This is a genomic window from Streptomyces sp. NPDC001851 (assembly GCF_040297165.1).
GTDB lineage: Bacteria > Actinomycetota > Actinomycetes > Streptomycetales > Streptomycetaceae > Streptomyces.
The window spans coordinates 149,772-164,888 of the sequence record NZ_JBEOYR010000011.1; the positions used below are offsets into that span (position 1 = coordinate 149,772).

The following is a 15,117-nucleotide window of genomic DNA, read 5'->3' on the forward strand; positions in this document are numbered from 1 at the left end:
CCGTGTTCTCCAACTACCTGATCGGCCTGCGCGAGGGCCTGGAGGCGTCGCTCGTCGTCTGCATCCTCATCGCGTATCTGGTCAAGACCGGCCGCCGGGACGCGCTGAGGCCGGTGTGGACCGGCATCGGCATCGCGGTCGCCATCGCGATGGGCTTCGGCTGTGTCCTGCAGTACGGCTCCCAGGAGCTGACGTTCCAGGCGCAGGAGGCGCTCGGCGGCTCGCTGTCGGTCGTCGCCGTCGGCCTGGTGACCTGGATGGTGTTCTGGATGCGGCGCACCGCCCGGCACCTGAGGTCGGAGCTGCACGGCAGGCTGGACGCGGCCCTCGCCATGGGCACCGGCGCGCTGGTCGCCACCGCCTTCCTGGCCGTCGGCCGGGAGGGCCTGGAGACCGCGCTGTTCGTGTGGGCGTCGGTGCACGCGGCGAGCGACGGCACCCCTCGGCCGCTGATCGGCGTGGCCCTCGGCCTCGCCACCGCGGTCCTGCTCGGCTGGCTGTTCTACCGGGGTGCCCTGAAGATCAACCTGGCGAAGTTCTTCACCTGGACCGGCGGCATGCTGGTGGTCGTGGCGGCGGGCGTACTCGCCTACGGCTTCCACGACCTCCAGGAGGCCGACTGGCTCCCCGGCCTGACGCACCTGGCCTTCGACATCAGCGACACCGTCCCGCCGGACAGCTGGTACGGCACCCTGCTCAAGGGCGTCCTCAACTTCCAGCCCGACCCGACGGTCCTCCAGGTCACGGTGTGGCTGCTGTACCTGATCCCGACGCTCGCGATCTTCCTCGCCCCGGTAGGGTTCGCCTCCGGAAAGGGGAAGGTGAAGGGATCCGATGAGCAGGGAGCACAGCCCGCGCAGGCTCCGCAGGCGTGACCGGAACGCACTCATAGCGGCCGCACTGACCGCTTTGTCGCTGACGGTGAGCGGATGCGTGGTGGTGCACGGGGAGCGCGAGGTGCTCCCCGCCGCCACCCGCGCCGAGGCCGCCAAGGCGCTCACCGCGTTCACGACCGCGTACAACAAGGCCGACAAGGCCTACGACAACTCTCTGGACGCGCCCTATCTCACCGGTCCGTTCGGCGACATCACCGCCGCCCGGCTGAAGGCGCTGCACACCAACAGCCCGTCCGGCAACCCGAACCACGTGCCGCTCAAGCTGTCGGACGTGAAGATCACGATCCCGGAGAAGGCCGGCTGGCCGCGCTGGTTCGTCGCCGACGCCCGGGGCAACAAGACCGGCAAGGCCCGCTGGCTGATGGTGTTCACCCGGGCCGACCTCGGTCAGCGCTGGCGGGTGGCGTACGTGACCCTCCTGGCGCCCGGCGCCGTCCCGGAGTTCAAGACGGACAAGGACGGCTGGGCCGAGGCGGTACCGGCCGACTCACCGCAGCTCGCCGTCGCGCCCGGGAAGCTGAGCGCCCACTACGCGACCTACCTGGAGAACGGCGGCCAGGCCTTCGCCGCCGGCCCGTACACCAGCGCCGAACGCGCCAACCGCGCCAAGCGGGCCCACAAGCCCGGCCTGGCCACGCAGTTCATCGACCGGCCGCTGACGAGCGGCGACTACGCACCGCTGGCCCTGCGCACGGCGGACGGCGGCGCGCTGGTGTTCTTCACCACGCACCACTACGAGAAGCAGACCGCGTTCACCGGCACCACGGTCCCGGCGCAGACCAAGGACGTCCAGGCGCTGACCAAGGGCGAGGTGAAGCAGTCCCTGACCCTGGAGCTCATGGCGGCAGACGCGGCCCTGGACCCGGCGGGAAGCGGCAAGGTGTCGGTCCTGGGACGAGTGCCGGGCCTCATAGCGGCACAGGGTGCGTGAGAAAGCACCCCACAGGGGCGCGGGGCCCTAGGCGCCCCGCACCGGCCATACCGCGCTGTCGGCGCCCGCGTACCGCGCGCACGCGTCGGTCAGCGCCTCCAACAGACTCAGCGGATCCGGCAACGCGTGCTCCGGCCCCCGCACCCACCGCACCCGCTGGTCGTCACCGGGCAGCCGGGCCGGCGGCACCAGGACGTACGACCCCCGGCAGTGCCAGCGCAGCAACGGGTGCTCGTCCATGGTCTCGGGGTGGCAGTCCAGCTCGCACGGCCACCACTCGTCCTCGTCCTCGGGAGTGCCGCGGGTGAGGGTGAACAACAGCATGCGGCCGTCGTCGCTCTCCGCGACGGGGCCGACCTCGACGCCGGCGGAGAGCAGCCGCTCAAGGGCCTCCCGCCCGGCTGCCAGGGGGACGTCGAGGACGTCGTGGACCATGCCGGTCGCGGTGATGAAGTTGGCCTGCGGCTGGTGCCGGGCCCAGCGCTCGATCTGGGCGCGGTCGGTGGTGGACTGGGTCTGCCAGGCGAACGACACCGGGTGCCGGGCCGGGGTGGGGCAGCCGACGCGGTCGCAGGAGCAGCGGTAGCCGGGTGCGGGGTGCGCGGCGGGGGCCAGCGGCAGGCCCGCCGCGGCGGCGGCGAGCAGCAGGGACTCACGGCCGCCGTCGTCGGCGGCCTCCTTCGGGCGGCGTCCGAGCAGCCACTGGGAGAGTTTGCCCTGCCGGCCCGACCGGCCGCCGAACGTCGCGCTCATCTATCCCCTCGGTCTGGTGGTCGCCTCGCTGCTGTGCGGACAGTGTGCCTTATCGTCCCCTCTTCATGCGCTTCGGGGTGGCTGGGGTGCGATTCCGTGCAGTGCGTACTCGACCAGGGTGTCCGTGTAGTCGTACGAGATCGGCCCCGTGTGCTGCAGCCAGCGCTGTGCGAGCGGTGAGACGAACAGTTCCAGGGCGATACGGGGATCGACGCCGGCCCGTACGTCCCCGGCGTCCTGGGCGGCGCGCAGCCGGTCGACGTACAGCTGGAGCTGGGGTTCGAGGAGTTCGGTGACGAACCGGCGGCCGAGCGGCTCGTTGACCACGCCCTCGGCGGCCAGTGCCCGGGAGGGCACCTCGAAGCGCGGGTCGAGCAGCTGGTCCACGGTGATCCGCAGTACCGCCTTGAGGTCGGCGGCGAGGTCCCCGGTGTCCGGGATGGCGTACGGCTCCTGGCCCGCTTCCTGTGCCGCCTGCCGGGAGAGGTCGAGGAACGCCTCCAGCAGGACGGCCGCCTTGGACGGCCACCAGCGGTAGATCGTCTGCTTGCCGACCCCGGCCCGGGCGGCGATCCCCTCGACGGTGGTCTTGGGATACCCGACCTCGCCGACCAGGGCGAGGGCGGCGTCGTAGATCGCCCGGCGGGACTTCTCGCTGCGGCGGGTGGTGTCGGGGGCCGGCTTGTTGACCATGGGGCGACGTTAACAAGCCACGGCTGCTACGCGGACGGATCCTCCGGGGAGTCCTCCGGCGGCCAGGTGTCTCCCCACTCGGCGTCCCGGGCCGCCTTGTACAGGGAGCCGTGGCGTTTGGTGACCGTGGTGCGGCGCAGCTGGTCGTCGGCCTCGCACAGGTCCAGCAGCACCTGGCCCTTGCGGATCTGCGGGCGCCGGACGACCCGGGCGGGGGACGGCTGGGCGGGCAGGCGGGTGGCGACGACGTAGGAGAACTTCTCGTCCTCGTACGGCAGGGTGCCGCCCTTGACCTGGCGGTGCAGGGACGAGCGGCTCACCCGCGCGGAGAAGTGGCACCAGTCCCGGCCGGGCTCGATGGGGCAGGCGGCGCTGTGCGGGCAGGGGGCGACGACGTGCAGTCCGGCGTGGATCAGGCGGTCGCGGGCTTCGAGGACGCGGGCGTAGCCGGCCGGGGTGCCGGCCTCCACGATCACCACGGTCCGCGCGGCGGCCGCGGCGGCGTCGACGAGGGCGGCGCGGTCGGGCTCGGCCAGCTCGTTGAGGACGTACGACACCGTGACGAGGTCGGTGTCCTCCAGGGTGAGGTCGGCGCCGATCCGGGCGCGCTGCCAGCGGGCGGCGCGCAGGGCCGGGTTGGCGGCGGCGATCTCGCGGCCGAGGGCGAGTGCGGGCTGGGCCCAGTCCAGCACGGTGACGGCGCGCTCGCCGGGCCAGGTCGCGGTGACGGCCCAGGTGGCGGCGCCGGTGCCGCCGCCGACGTCGACGTGGCTGCCGGGCGTCCAGTCGGGCACGGCCTGTGCGAACGCCTCCAGTGCCGAGCGGACCGCTTCGAAGGTGGCGGGCATGCGGTAGGCGGCGTAGGCGGCCACGTCGGCGCGGTCGCGGAGGATCGGGGCGTGGGTGGGGGTTTCCCCGCGGTAGCTGGCGATCAGCCGTTCCACGGCTCCGGCGGCCTGGGTGGGCGGGAGCCCGGCGAGGACGTCGTCCAGGGCGGCGCGCAGGGTCTGGGCCGGGGTCACGGGGTCGTTCACCCGGTGATTCTACGGCGGACTCAGATCACCGCCCGTGCCAGCCGCGTGGCCAGGGCCGCCCTGGGCCTGCTGTCCGGTGCCCTGCGCCTCGGATGCACGGTGTTGGCCAGCAGCACCAGGAACGTGTCCGTCCTCGGGTCGAGGACGAGCGAGGTGCCGGTGAAGCCGGTGTGGCCCGCCGCGCCGTGGCCCGCCAGTTCGCCCATGAACCACGGCTGGTCGACGGCGAAGCCCAGCCCCGGCGGGGTCAGCAGCAGGTCGACGAAGTCGGGGCCGAGGATGCGGGCGGGGCCGTAGGAGCCGCCGGCGAGCAGGGTGCGGCAGAAGACCGCGAGGTCGCGTGCGGTGGAGAAGAGTCCCGCGTGCCCGGCGACGCCGCCGAGCGCCCAGGCGTTCTCGTCGTGGACCACGCCCCGCAGCATCCCGCGGTCCGCCTTGGCCCACGGCCGCCGCTGGTCCTCGGTGGCGGCGGCGCCGGGGCGGGGTCCGAAGCCGGTGGCCGTCATGCCGAGCGGGCGGGTGATGCCGTCCCGGACGAGGACGTCGAGGGTACGGCCGGTGACGCGTTCCAGGACGAACTGGAGCAGGAGCATGTTGAGGTCGGAGTACCGGTACCGGCCCGGCTCGGCCGTGGGGGCCTCGGCGCGCAGCAGGGCCAGCCGGGCGGCGGCGTCCGGGCAGTCGTACAGGGGCAGCTCGGGGCGGAGTCCCGAGGTGTGGGTGAGCAGCTGCCGCACCGTGATGCCGTGGGCGGCCGCGGCGTGGAAGTCGGGCAGGTAGTCGCCGACCCGGGCGTCCATGCCGAGGGTGCCGCGCTCGATCTGCTGCACGGCGGCGACGGCGGTGCACAGCTTGGTGAGGGAGGCCAGGTCGAAGGGCGTGTCGACGGTGGCCGGGACCCGGGCGGCGGGTGGCAGTTCGACGCCGGTGTCGGTCTCCGGGTCGTAGGAGGAGTAGCGGACCGCCCAGCCCGCCGCCTCGGCCACGGCGATCACGGGGCCGCGGCCGGCCAGCACGACGGCGCCGGCCGCCCAGGGGCGGTCGCCGGCGGTGAGGGCGTGCACCTCGCCGACCAGGTGCCCGAGCTCCACGGGGTCGAGCCCGGCCCGTTCCGGCGTGCCGGCGCGCAGTCTGGGTGCGCTCAGTTCCCGTCTCCCTCCGCGTGCGCACGTGCGTTCCCACGGGCGCTCCAGGGACGGCACATTCCCACGAAGCAGGCCGTCGCGACCAGTGCTCCCGCCAGCTGGACCACCGCCATGGGGACGGCGGTGTGCTCTCCGGCGACGCCGACGAGCGGGGAGGCGACCGCGCCGACGAGGAAGGAGGAGGTGCCGAGCAGCGCGGAGGCGGAGCCGGCGGCGTGCCGGGTGCGCAGCAGGGCGAGGGACTGGGCGTTGGGCAGGGTGATGCCCATGGCGGACATGAGGACGAAGAGCGCGGCGGCGACGGGGGTGAGGCCCACCTCGCCGAGGGCGCCGGTGGACATCAGCAGCAGGGCGGTCGCGGCGAGCACGATCACCGTCAGGCCGGCGGCGAGGACCTTGTCCAGGGCGACCCGGCCGACCAGCAGCTTGCCGTTGACCTGTCCGGCGATCACCAGGCCGACCGAGTTCAGGCCGAACAGCAGGCTGAAGGTCTGCGGGGAGGCGCCGTAGATCTCCTGGACGACGAAGGGGGACGCGGATATGTACGCGAACAGCGCGGCGAAGGCGAAGCCGCCGGCCAGCATGTATCCGGTGAAGGGCAGGTCGGCGAGCAGCCCGCGCATCGCCCGCAGCGCCGCCCCCGCTCCCCCGCCGTGCCGTTCGGCGGGCGGCAGGGTCTCGGGCAGCCGCAGCCAGACCAGCGCGGTGAGCAGGGCACCGACCGCCGTGAGGACGACGAAGACACCGCGCCAGTCGGTCACCCGCAGGATCTGCCCGCCGATCAGCGGGGCCACGATCGGCGCTACGCCGGAGATCAGCATCAGGGTGGAGAAGAAGCGGGCCATGGCGACTCCGTCGTACAGGTCGCGTACGACGGCCCGCGCGATGACGATGCCGGCCGCGCCCGCGAGGCCCTGGGCCAGGCGGAAGGCGACGAGGGTCCCGGCGTCCGGGGCCACCGCGCACAGGGCGGTCGCCAGGAGGTACACGGCGAGGCCGGTGAGCAGCGGGCGGCGGCGGCCCCAGCGGTCGCTCATCGGGCCGACGACCAGTTGCCCGAGCGCCATGCCCAGCAGGCAGGCGGTGAGGGTGAGCTGGACGGTGGCGGCGGGGGCGTGCAGGGACCGGGTGACCTCCGGCAGCGACGGGAGGTACATGTCCATCGCGAGCGGGGGTGTCGCGGTGAGGCCGCCGAGGACGAGGGTGACGAGCAGGCCGGTGCGGCGGGTGGCGGCGGCCGGTGGCGCGGCAGGGGTGGGGGAACCCTGTTCCGTCTCCGGTGGCGGTGCCGCCGCGTGCTCGGACATCTGTCCCTCCCTGGGTGTGACCGGCACCCATGTTCTCAGCTCGAACAGACTGCCGAGGCATATGGCCGCCCGACCACGTAACCGCATGGCGGACGGTGGATTCCGCATGCCGGATGTTCCGCCTACGCTGCGGAGCCATGACTGACAGGCAATCGAAGATCGCGGTGGTGACCGGCGCCGGTTCCGGCATCGGGCGGGCCGTCGCCGTGGAGCTGCTCGGGGCCGGCTGGTCGGTGGCGCTGGCCGGCCGGCGCACCGAGCCGCTGGAGGCGACGGCGGCACTGGCCCCGGGGACCGCCGCGCTGGCCGTGCGCACCGACGTGTCCCGGTCCGAGGACGTGGCGGCGCTGTTCACGGCGACGGTGGAGCGGTTCGGGCGGGTGGACCTGCTGTTCAACAACGCGGGGATCAACGGCCCCCGCGAGGTCCCGGTCGAGGAGCTGTCGTACGAGGACTGGCGGCACGTGGTGGACACCAACCTCAACGGGGCGTTCCTGTGCGCGCAGGCGGCGTACCGGCGGATGAAGGAGCAGGATCCGCAGGGCGGCCGGATCATCAACAACGGCTCGGTCTCGGCCCACACGCCCCGCCCGCTCTCGGTCGCGTACACCACGACCAAGCACGCGCTGACCGGGCTGACCAAGTCGCTGTCGCTGGACGGGCGGCCGTACCGCATCGCGGTCGGGCAGATCGACATCGGCAACGCGGCGACCGACATGACGGCCCGGATGCGGGCCGGCGCACTCCAGGCGAACGGCGAGGTGGTCCCGGAGCCGGTGATGGACGTGGCCGACGTGGCACGCACCGTGCGGCACATGGCCGAGCTGCCGCTGGAGGCGAACGTGCAGTTCGCGACGGTGCTGGCGACGGCGATGCCGTACATCGGGCGCGGCTGACCCCGTGGCGCGAGGGGGCTTCGAACATACGCGGTATTGCGGCCGGTCGAGCTTATATGCTCAACTTTCCTCCACAAGAGCTTCACAGTTGGAGCATGTGGATTCCGCAGGCCATACCGAGGGGGGAAGCGGCGGCCGTTCCACCGGGCCGGAGTTGGGGGCGGCCCCCGCGCGGGACGCGGGGTGCGCACCGGCCGGTGGAACGGCCACCGCTTGTTTCAGCGCCGGTGCCTGCCGCCGCCCTGCGCCGCCGGATCCTCGGCCCCCTGCGACGCCTCGGCCGCCGCGGCCGCCGCCACCGCCCTGCGCCGCTTCTTCACCACCAGCGCTCCGGCCGCCGCCAGCAGCAGCGCCGTGCCTCCCGCACCCTCCACCAGCCGTCCCGTGGACGGCCCGCCGGAGCCCGGGCCGGGCGCCCCGGCCGCCGCCCGTACCCCCCCTCGCGTGGGCGCCGGACTCGCGCTCGCCCCGCCCTCGCTGAGCGGATCGACCAGCGTGCCCACGGCCTGTGCCGAACGCCCCGGCCCGAAGCCCCAGTCGAGCAGCGCGGCGGTCTGCTCGTAGACGGCGTTGCTGCCCTCGGCGGGGTGCATGACCGTCACCAGCAGGGTGCGCCCGTCCCGGGTGGCCGCGCCGGTGAAGGTGTTGCCGGCGTGGCTGGTGTAGCCGTTCTTGACGCCGATCAGGCCGTTGTACGTCGGCAGGCCGAACGCCCCGGTCAGCAGGCGGTCGGTGTTCTGGATCTGGAAGGTCTTCTTGCCGCCCGCCGGGAAGTCGGCGGTGCGCGTGGCGCAGTAACCGCGGAAGTCGGCGTCCTTCAGGCCGTGCCGGGCGAACAGCGTGAGGTCGTACGCGGAGGAGATCTGGCCGGGGTGGTCGAAGCCGTCGGGGCTGACCACATGGGTGTCCAGGGCCTGCAGGTCCGCGGCCTTGGCCTGCATCTCGGCGACGGTCCTGGCGATGCCGCCGTTCATGTGGGAGAGCACATGCACCGCGTCGTTGCCGGAGCGCAGGAACACGCCCTGCCACAGCTGCTCGACGGTGTAGGTGATGCCGGGCTTGATGCCGACCAGGCTGGAGCCGGCCGGGACGTCGGCGACATCGGCGTCCTTGACCGTGTACCGCTCGGTACGGTCGAACTTCTTCAGCACGGTGTCCGCGAACAGCATCTTCAGCGTGGACGCGGGCGGCAGCCGCCGGTGCGCGTTGAACGAGGCGAGCACGTCTCCGCTGTAGTAGTCGGCGACCAACCAGGACTGGGCGGTGATCTTCTTGGGCAGCCCCGAGGCACCGCGCACCTGGACGCCGGCGCGGGCCAGCTGCTCGCCCCCGATGACGGTGGAGTCGACGGCGACGGCCGCGGTGGCTGTGGACACGGGAAGGGCGGCGGCCGTCAACCCGAGGACGGCACGTCGGCTGAGCCGGGAACATTCACGCACCCGGGGACCGTACACCGCGCCCAGCAGGGGATTCGCTCAGGGCGGGCCGGTACGGCGTGGAATGTGTCGCGTTGTGAAAATCCGATGACTCACCCCTGATTCTCAACTCCCTTTTACCTGCCCGTCTATGCCTGCCCGGTCTCGAAGCGCGAGATCCGGCCGTCGTCGCGCACCGTGAAGGTCCACTTGGTGCGCATCTCGCCCCAGGTGTCGTTGCGGTAGCGGGCGAGCAGGACGCGGCCGCCGGCGGACTCGTTGTCGACCTCCATATGGCCGTGGGAGGAGAAGATCTCCCGGTCGGTCCAGTCGGCGAGGTCACGGTCGGAACCGTCGTCGGACATGGTCGCGTCGGGGGCGAGCAGCGCCATGAAGCCCTCCCGGTCATGGGAGTTGACGGCGTTCACGAAGGCCCGGACGACCGGATCACTGAGCTTGGCTGGCTGAATCGTCATGGCGTCAGGTTCACACCGCCCTCCCGGCCCCGCCACCCGAACGCCCGCCACGGCGGGCCCGCCGGTGTGCGAGCTGCGACGGTGGAAGCGTGGCAGGAACCTGCCCCCGTCCGCCTGTCTGCATGGGAGTCACCGTGAGCTGTTACGACCGACGTGATCTGGGCCTGCTGCTCCTGAGACTGGGGACCGGCGGGGTGCTGGCCGCGCACGGCGCGCAGAAGCTGTTCGGCTGGTTCGGCGGGCACGGCCTGGCGGGCACCGGCCGGTTCATGGAGTCCGTCGGCTACGCACCCGGCAGGGCGAGCGCCACGGCGGCCGGGCTCGCGGAGGCCGGCGGCGGCACCCTGCTCGCCCTGGGCCTGGCCACCCCGGCGGCGGGCGCGGCGGCGGCCGGCGCGATGGCGGGGGCGGCGGCGGTCCACCTGCCCAGCGGCTTCTTCGCCCAGGAGGGCGGCTACGAGTACGCGGCGAGCCTGGGCCTCGCGGCAGCCGGCCTCGCCATCGCGGGCCCCGGCCGGCTCTCCCTCGACCACGCCCTCGGTCATGTCCTGGACCGTGGCTGGATGGTGCCGGCCGCCCTCGGCGCCACGGCCGCGGCGACGGCCCTGGTCGTGGGCGTACGCGCACGGCGGGTGCGGGCCAAGAGGGAGGGTGAGCAGGAGGTGCTGTTCGAGGAGTAACGGAAGGTGCCACTCCGGGACACCTGGGCGCCAAACAACCTTTCCCGTTCAATTATTGGACATGCCTGACTGATAAGGTATCAATATAGCCATATCATCGTGCGGCAACGCAGGCGGTTCGGGGGGATTTCCGTGCGGCGCGACATAGAAGTCAAACTCCTGCGCACCTTGCTGGCCGTCGTCACCGAAGACGGGTTCTCCCGCGCCGCCCAGTCGCTCCACGTCACCCAGCCGACGGTCAGCCAGCAGATCCAGCGGCTGGAATCGATCGTCCAGGCCCCGCTGTTCCACCGCGGGAAACGACCGCTGCGCCTCACCCCGGCCGGGCGGGAGCTGGTGGCGCACGCCCGCCAGATCATCATGTTGAACAACGAAGTACTGAGTCGCGTGACGGCGATTTCCCGCCAGGAGACGAGTGGGGCCGCTCCACGGCCGTAAGGGTGAGCATCACTTCAGCCCCCCGGAACGGCCCCTGAGCCCCGTCATGGCGACGATCGCCCCGAGCAGCACGGCCAGGCCGCCGACCACCAGGGCCCACCGGGTGCCGCCGGCGTTCGTCGGGGACAGGTCGAGGACCACGCCGAGGACGACGACGCCAAGACAGGCGCCGACCTGGCGGGCGGAGTTGAGCGCGCCGGCGCCGATGCCGGCCGGCTCGGGCGGCACCGCGCTCGCCATGCCGGCGACGAGCGCGGGCAGGGCGAAGGAGACGCCGAATCCGAAGGCGAGCAGACCTACGACGGTGGCGGCCAGGGCGAAGGCGGAGTCACCGGTGAACGGCGCCTGCAGCAGCGCGCCGGCGCCCATGAGGAGGAACCCGGTGGTGGCGCGGCGGCGGGGGCCGATACGGCCGACGAGGCGTCCGGTGCAGAGGGGGTTGAAGGCGGTGGGCAGGGTCAGCGGGAGGAAGGCCAGGCCGGCACTGAACGAGGAGTAGCCACGGCTCTCCTGGAAGAACAGCGACAGCACGAACGGCAGCCCGGGCAGACCGAAGTTGGCGAGCAGCCCGGCGCCGAGCGCGGCGGAGAAACCACGGCTGCGGAACATGCGCAGCGGCAGCATCGCCGCGGCCCCGGCGCGCGCCTCCGCGGCGACGAACACCGCCGCCGCGACCACCGCCAGGATGAAGGAACCGACCACCGGACCCGTCCCCCAGCCCCGGTCCGGGCCCTCGATCAGCCCGTACGACAAGGCGCCGAGGGCGACGACGGCGCTGGTCTGGCCGACGCCGTCGAGGCGTCACCCCGCCGGACCACCCGCTGGCGGTACGCGGCCGGGCGCCCATCGGCGAGCTGACCGCGGAACCCTTCCTCGCCACCGAACGGGGCTACGGCTTCCGGGAGATGTTCGACCACACCTTCTCCGGGCCGGTCGTCAGGGAGCCGGTCGCGGAGGTGTCGAGCATCGGCACCCTCGTCGCGTGCGTGGCCGCGGGCATGGGCTGTGCCCTGCTCCCGTCCCTCGCGGTACGCGCCCAGGCCGACGCGGCGAGGTCGCACTCGTATCACCCTGCGGAGGGTGGTTCGTCAGCAGTTGGGGGGCTGAGGGGGGTTCTCAGGGGTTCTCAGGGGTTCTCAGGGGCTCTCAGGGGCTCTCGGGGTGATGGGCGGTGGCGGAGGGCAGCCGCCTAATCGGTGCAGTGGAACTTCTTCGTTTCGCGTGGGACGAAGTCGTTGACGAACCGTTGGAGTTTCTTGTAGCCGGTGGGAGTGTTCTCGACGCGGTCGCCGAAGAAGTCGATCCCGAAGGTCATGTATGCGGTCCGAGAGGTGCAGGTGGCCAGGACCGTGGCGCCATTGCTTCCGATCGCCGCGTGTCCCGGGAAGGACACGGCCCGCTCGGCGGCGTTCTTGAACGGTGGATCCGCAGCACTCCAGTCCGCCGGATCCGGAGCCCGGTCCACACGCGTGATGGCGACGAACAACACCCGGTTGCCGCCCGCGCTCAGGGCGCAGCCCGCACCCTGCTGAGCTTCCAAGGCCGTGTATGTCTGCTTCACTGATCCGTTGTCCGGGATGAGCGGTGACAAGGCCGCCTTCGACACCGGGACCTTGCAGAAGTCCGCGGGGACGGTGGCATGGGTGCTGCAGCCCGCCGCCGCTGCCATGACGACGCCGCACAACAGGGCCACCACCATGTGCTTCGTCGGCATCACTGTGCTCCTGCCCTGCCGCGGGCTAGCGCATTGCCGTTGTTGGCCGAGGTGTTGATCTGGTCGTACATGCCCTGTCCGTGCGAGTAGTCGGTGTGGGTGTCGGCCCAGTGGGAGTTGGCCACGTACCACTGGTTGGCAATGGCGTTGAGCTGGTTCTGGCGATGGTGGAAGGTCGCCTGGCTGTCGCTCGTGAGCTTGTCCGCCTGATGCTTCTGTTCATCCATGATCCAGGCACTGGTGATCACGTCGGCTCCGCGCTGCAAGGCGTCGCCGTAGCCGGGGACGAAGTTCAGCATCCCGCCGGTGAGGTGGTAGCTCCACGCCTTGTCCCAGGTGTAGTCGTGCTGGTCACCCTTGAGTGCCAGGTACCGGCCCTCCTCCATGAAACCGACCGCGGTGCCGGCCGCGTGGAGGGTGTCTTCCGGGTGTCGCGAAGGGTCGTGAATGTCGTCCATGATCGCGTAGTTCATACCCGTGTGAAGCAGGTTGTAGGAGTCCTGGCTCCGCGATATCTGCTTCGTCATCTCCAGTACCTGGTCACGGTTCAGGTTCGGGCCGTCGGTAATGTGTCGACCGCCGCTCGGATCGCTCATCGCCACATAGGTCTCATGACCGTGATTGGTCATGATCTTCGCCATGTCGTCACGCAGGGACGACGGCATGTCGTCTCCCTGCTGTGACAGGACATCCAGCGCGTGCACGAACACCCTGTTGTTGGCGTCCGTGTGCGACGTGACTCCCATCGGGCGGGGCCCATGCGGGTCGATCCCTGTCGCTGCCGCCGTCAGGGCGTCGCCCAGTCCCTTGCGATCGTCCGTGTCCAGGGCATTGGGCCCGTCGCTTTCATGCTCCCCCCGCCATTCGGTGGTATTGACGACGTTCCAGTCCCGGTCCTTGAGGAGGTAGTGGAGGCGGTCGTTGTGGCCAAAGGCGTGCGGATCGAGATAGCCGGTGGACGCCTCCGGGTCACGGCTCATGATGCCCAGGGCGCCGTCAACCGGGTCATTGGCGAACCAGCCGTCGCCGTTCTTGCTGTCGAAGTTGCCGTAGAGGTTCCAGATGTGCGGGTGGTCCTTCTCCGCCGCGATCGCGCCGTCGGTGACGTCGGAGAGGAACTGCGGTGAGTAGTTGCTGTGTCCCTGCTGCATCAGGGTGACCAGGCTCTGGTAGCCGCGCACCTGCTGTCCGTGTTCCCGGGCGACCCTGTCGACCTCTCCGGCAGTCTTGAGGTCGTACTTGTCGGTGCCGTGTTCCCTCAGGTCGTTGCCGAACTTGATGTAGAACTGGGCGTCGTCTGTCAGCAGCCAGTTGTCGAAGGCGTCGTTGTAGCCCTTTGATCCGAAGGGCAGGTGTCTTCCATTCGCGTCCTTGAAGTCCGGGACACGGGTGGCAGTCGCCAGCGAGTCGGCTATGCCTCCGTTGATCTGCAGGTAGGCGTTCTTGTCCTTCGTGTCTTCGAGGTACGCCAGGTCGTCGATCTTGCTGGTGAGCTTGAGGGACTTGTCCGCGCCGAGGGAATTGAGGAGGGTCTGGCTGAAGACCTTGTCATGGGAGTTGTCGCGCATGAGGCGCTGCCACTCCTTCAGGTCATCGCCGTCCAGTTTGTCGCCGGCCAGAATCACGTTCGCGTATCCCTTGGCCTCGCGGGCCTCGTACACTTCGATCTCACCGACGGCGGAGCCGTTGAAGGTGTGACCGCCCCGCCCCGCCGCCTCGTCGAACGCACGCTGGATCCAACTCTTGATGCCGGCCGCCTCGTAGAGAGCGTGCTTGACGCCCTCGTCGGCGTCGTCCACCGCCTGTACAGCATCCTTGATCTTCTTCGTCCAGGCCGCCTCGGCGTCCTTCGCCCGGGACACGTACTTGGGGTAGTCCTCGTCGTGTCGCATGGGGGTGAGCTTGCGGAAGTCGTAGACCGCCTCGCCCTGGCTGTTGACGGACATGTGGTCCGCCTTCACCTGCTCGACAACGTCGTTCACGTGGCCTATGAGTTTGGAGAACTCTTGATGGGCTTCCCGCAGGATGGAGGCGATGGCACGGGCTTCAGTCTGCGCGTCCTTGAACTGCTGCCGAGTGGCAGCCAATTGCAGGGCCCTGACCGCGGCAGTGAGGCCTGCCGTGTCCTCGGTCGCCGCCGACTCCACCTTCGCGGCATAGAGGGCCTCCAGGTCCTCGAAGCCGCCGGCCATGTCCTCCCAGTCGGTGGCCGCCGTCCTCAGAACACCGAGCTTGATGGTGACCACGTCCTGATAGCTGAGCATGCCCGTCCTTCCCCCCGTCCCCGTTTCCCCGGTTTTCTAGACCTCGCGCCCCTGGTGGGGCCCGGCGTTGATCTGCGCCGTCCGGCTGCCGACTCCGTAGTCGACGTACTGGAGGTGCTCATGGCTGTCCTCCAGCGCCGCCTTGTCCTGCCCCAGGCGCGCCTTCAGGTTTTTGACCTGCAACTCCCATTCGTCGTGGGCGTCCTTGAGCCCGGCGCCGGTCTGCCAGCCGCTGAACTCCCGCACGGCTGTGGCTGTGGACCCGTCGGCGTAACTGCCCGCCTTGTCCGTGCCCTGCGGTAGCTCACCCTGCAAGGCTTTGACTGCGGTGTCGTTCCCCGCCTTGTTCGTCTTCAGATCAGACGCGCCCGCGGCGCCGCCCCCGCCCGCCTCCGCAGCGCTGTCCAACTGCATCCAGTTCTGCCGACGGGCCAGCGCGTCGGCCTTCAGCTGCTCCCACTCGTCCCACGCCATG

At 71.1% G+C, this 15,117-nt stretch carries 17 protein-coding genes; 6 read left to right on the forward strand and 11 right to left on the reverse strand.

Features of this window, described 5'->3' with window-relative positions; all coding sequences use genetic code 11:
* Positions 1 to 2 precede the first annotated feature (2 nt).
* Together efeU and ABT171_RS18340 are read left to right on the forward strand one after the other, a co-directional pair.
* Positions 3 to 875: an iron uptake transporter permease EfeU gene (gene efeU, locus ABT171_RS18335; protein ID WP_351244897.1), complete on the forward strand. Its 873-nt coding sequence runs from the start codon at positions 3 to 5 to the stop codon at positions 873 to 875.
* A complete protein-coding gene (locus tag ABT171_RS18340; protein WP_351244899.1) occupies positions 835 to 1,827 on the forward strand; it encodes an SCO2278 family lipoprotein in 993 nt (330 codons plus the stop codon). The genes efeU and ABT171_RS18340 overlap by 41 nt, the downstream gene beginning before the upstream one ends.
* Before the next feature lie 27 nt (positions 1,828 to 1,854).
* Here ABT171_RS18340 and ABT171_RS18345 read toward each other — a convergent pair whose 3' ends face one another.
* The 5 genes from ABT171_RS18345 to ABT171_RS18365 form a co-directional block, all read right to left on the reverse strand.
* Positions 1,855 to 2,580, reverse strand: coding sequence for a bifunctional DNA primase/polymerase (locus ABT171_RS18345; RefSeq protein ID WP_351244901.1), 726 nt, complete (start codon positions 2,578 to 2,580; stop codon positions 1,855 to 1,857).
* A gap of 63 nt (positions 2,581 to 2,643) precedes the next feature.
* Entirely contained in the window at positions 2,644 to 3,273 is a 630-nt protein-coding gene (locus ABT171_RS18350) for a TetR/AcrR family transcriptional regulator (RefSeq protein ID WP_351244903.1), read from the reverse strand.
* 26 nt (positions 3,274 to 3,299) lie between these two features.
* Positions 3,300 to 4,307, reverse strand: coding sequence for a small ribosomal subunit Rsm22 family protein (locus ABT171_RS18355; protein ID WP_351244905.1), 1,008 nt, complete (start codon positions 4,305 to 4,307; stop codon positions 3,300 to 3,302).
* A gap of 20 nt (positions 4,308 to 4,327) precedes the next feature.
* Entirely contained in the window at positions 4,328 to 5,509 is a 1,182-nt protein-coding gene (locus ABT171_RS18360; RefSeq protein WP_351244907.1) for a serine hydrolase domain-containing protein, read from the reverse strand.
* A complete protein-coding gene (locus ABT171_RS18365; RefSeq protein ID WP_351244909.1) occupies positions 5,449 to 6,759 on the reverse strand; it encodes a multidrug effflux MFS transporter in 1,311 nt (436 codons plus the stop codon). The genes ABT171_RS18360 and ABT171_RS18365 overlap by 61 nt, the downstream gene beginning before the upstream one ends.
* 137 nt (positions 6,760 to 6,896) lie before the next feature.
* Here ABT171_RS18365 and ABT171_RS18370 point away from each other — a divergent pair, with 137 nt between their 5' ends.
* On the forward strand, positions 6,897 to 7,655 hold the full coding sequence (locus ABT171_RS18370; RefSeq protein ID WP_351244912.1) for an SDR family oxidoreductase: 759 nt from the start codon (positions 6,897 to 6,899) through the stop codon (positions 7,653 to 7,655).
* 218 nt (positions 7,656 to 7,873) lie between these two features.
* Here the strand turns inward: ABT171_RS18370 and ABT171_RS18375 are convergent, their stop codons facing one another.
* Positions 7,874 to 9,094 carry a D-alanyl-D-alanine carboxypeptidase family protein gene (locus ABT171_RS18375; RefSeq protein WP_351244914.1) on the reverse strand — a complete coding sequence of 407 codons (1,221 nt, stop codon included), beginning with the start codon at positions 9,092 to 9,094 and terminating at the stop codon, positions 7,874 to 7,876.
* A gap of 125 nt (positions 9,095 to 9,219) precedes the next feature.
* Entirely contained in the window at positions 9,220 to 9,546 is a 327-nt protein-coding gene (locus tag ABT171_RS18380; protein ID WP_351244916.1) for a nuclear transport factor 2 family protein, read from the reverse strand.
* A 134-nt stretch (positions 9,547 to 9,680) separates the two neighbouring features.
* Here ABT171_RS18380 and ABT171_RS18385 point away from each other — a divergent pair, with 134 nt between their 5' ends.
* Together ABT171_RS18385 and ABT171_RS18390 are read left to right on the forward strand one after the other, a co-directional pair.
* Positions 9,681 to 10,226, forward strand: a complete 546-nt coding sequence (locus ABT171_RS18385) for a DoxX family membrane protein (RefSeq protein WP_351244918.1) — start codon at positions 9,681 to 9,683, stop codon at positions 10,224 to 10,226.
* Positions 10,227 to 10,358: 132 nt separating this feature from the next.
* Positions 10,359 to 10,664: a LysR family transcriptional regulator gene (locus tag ABT171_RS18390; RefSeq protein ID WP_351244920.1), complete on the forward strand. Its 306-nt coding sequence runs from the start codon at positions 10,359 to 10,361 to the stop codon at positions 10,662 to 10,664.
* Between the two features lie 9 nt (positions 10,665 to 10,673).
* On the opposite strand, the gene ABT171_RS18395 is transcribed toward ABT171_RS18390, so the two are convergent.
* A complete protein-coding gene (locus tag ABT171_RS18395) occupies positions 10,674 to 11,417 on the reverse strand; it encodes an MFS transporter (protein WP_351244922.1) in 744 nt (247 codons plus the stop codon).
* Between the two features lie 68 nt (positions 11,418 to 11,485).
* Between ABT171_RS18395 and ABT171_RS18400 the strand changes: the two genes are divergently transcribed.
* A complete protein-coding gene (locus ABT171_RS18400; protein WP_351245164.1) occupies positions 11,486 to 11,857 on the forward strand; it encodes a LysR family transcriptional regulator substrate-binding protein in 372 nt (123 codons plus the stop codon).
* Here ABT171_RS18400 and ABT171_RS18405 read toward each other — a convergent pair.
* From ABT171_RS18405 to ABT171_RS18415, 3 genes are read right to left on the reverse strand one after another with little or no spacing between them, the layout of a single operon-like run.
* Positions 11,854 to 12,378: a hypothetical protein gene (locus ABT171_RS18405; RefSeq protein ID WP_351244924.1), complete on the reverse strand. Its 525-nt coding sequence runs from the start codon at positions 12,376 to 12,378 to the stop codon at positions 11,854 to 11,856. The genes ABT171_RS18400 and ABT171_RS18405 overlap by 4 nt on opposite strands.
* Complete coding sequence (locus tag ABT171_RS18410) at positions 12,378 to 14,642, reverse strand: phasin family protein (RefSeq protein WP_351244926.1); 2,265 nt, start codon at positions 14,640 to 14,642, stop codon at positions 12,378 to 12,380. Before ABT171_RS18410 ends, ABT171_RS18405 begins: the two co-directional genes overlap by 1 nt.
* A 36-nt stretch (positions 14,643 to 14,678) precedes the next feature.
* Positions 14,679 to 15,116, reverse strand: coding sequence for a hypothetical protein (locus tag ABT171_RS18415; protein ID WP_351244928.1), 438 nt, complete (start codon positions 15,114 to 15,116; stop codon positions 14,679 to 14,681).
* Between the last annotated feature and the right edge of the window lies 1 nt (position 15,117).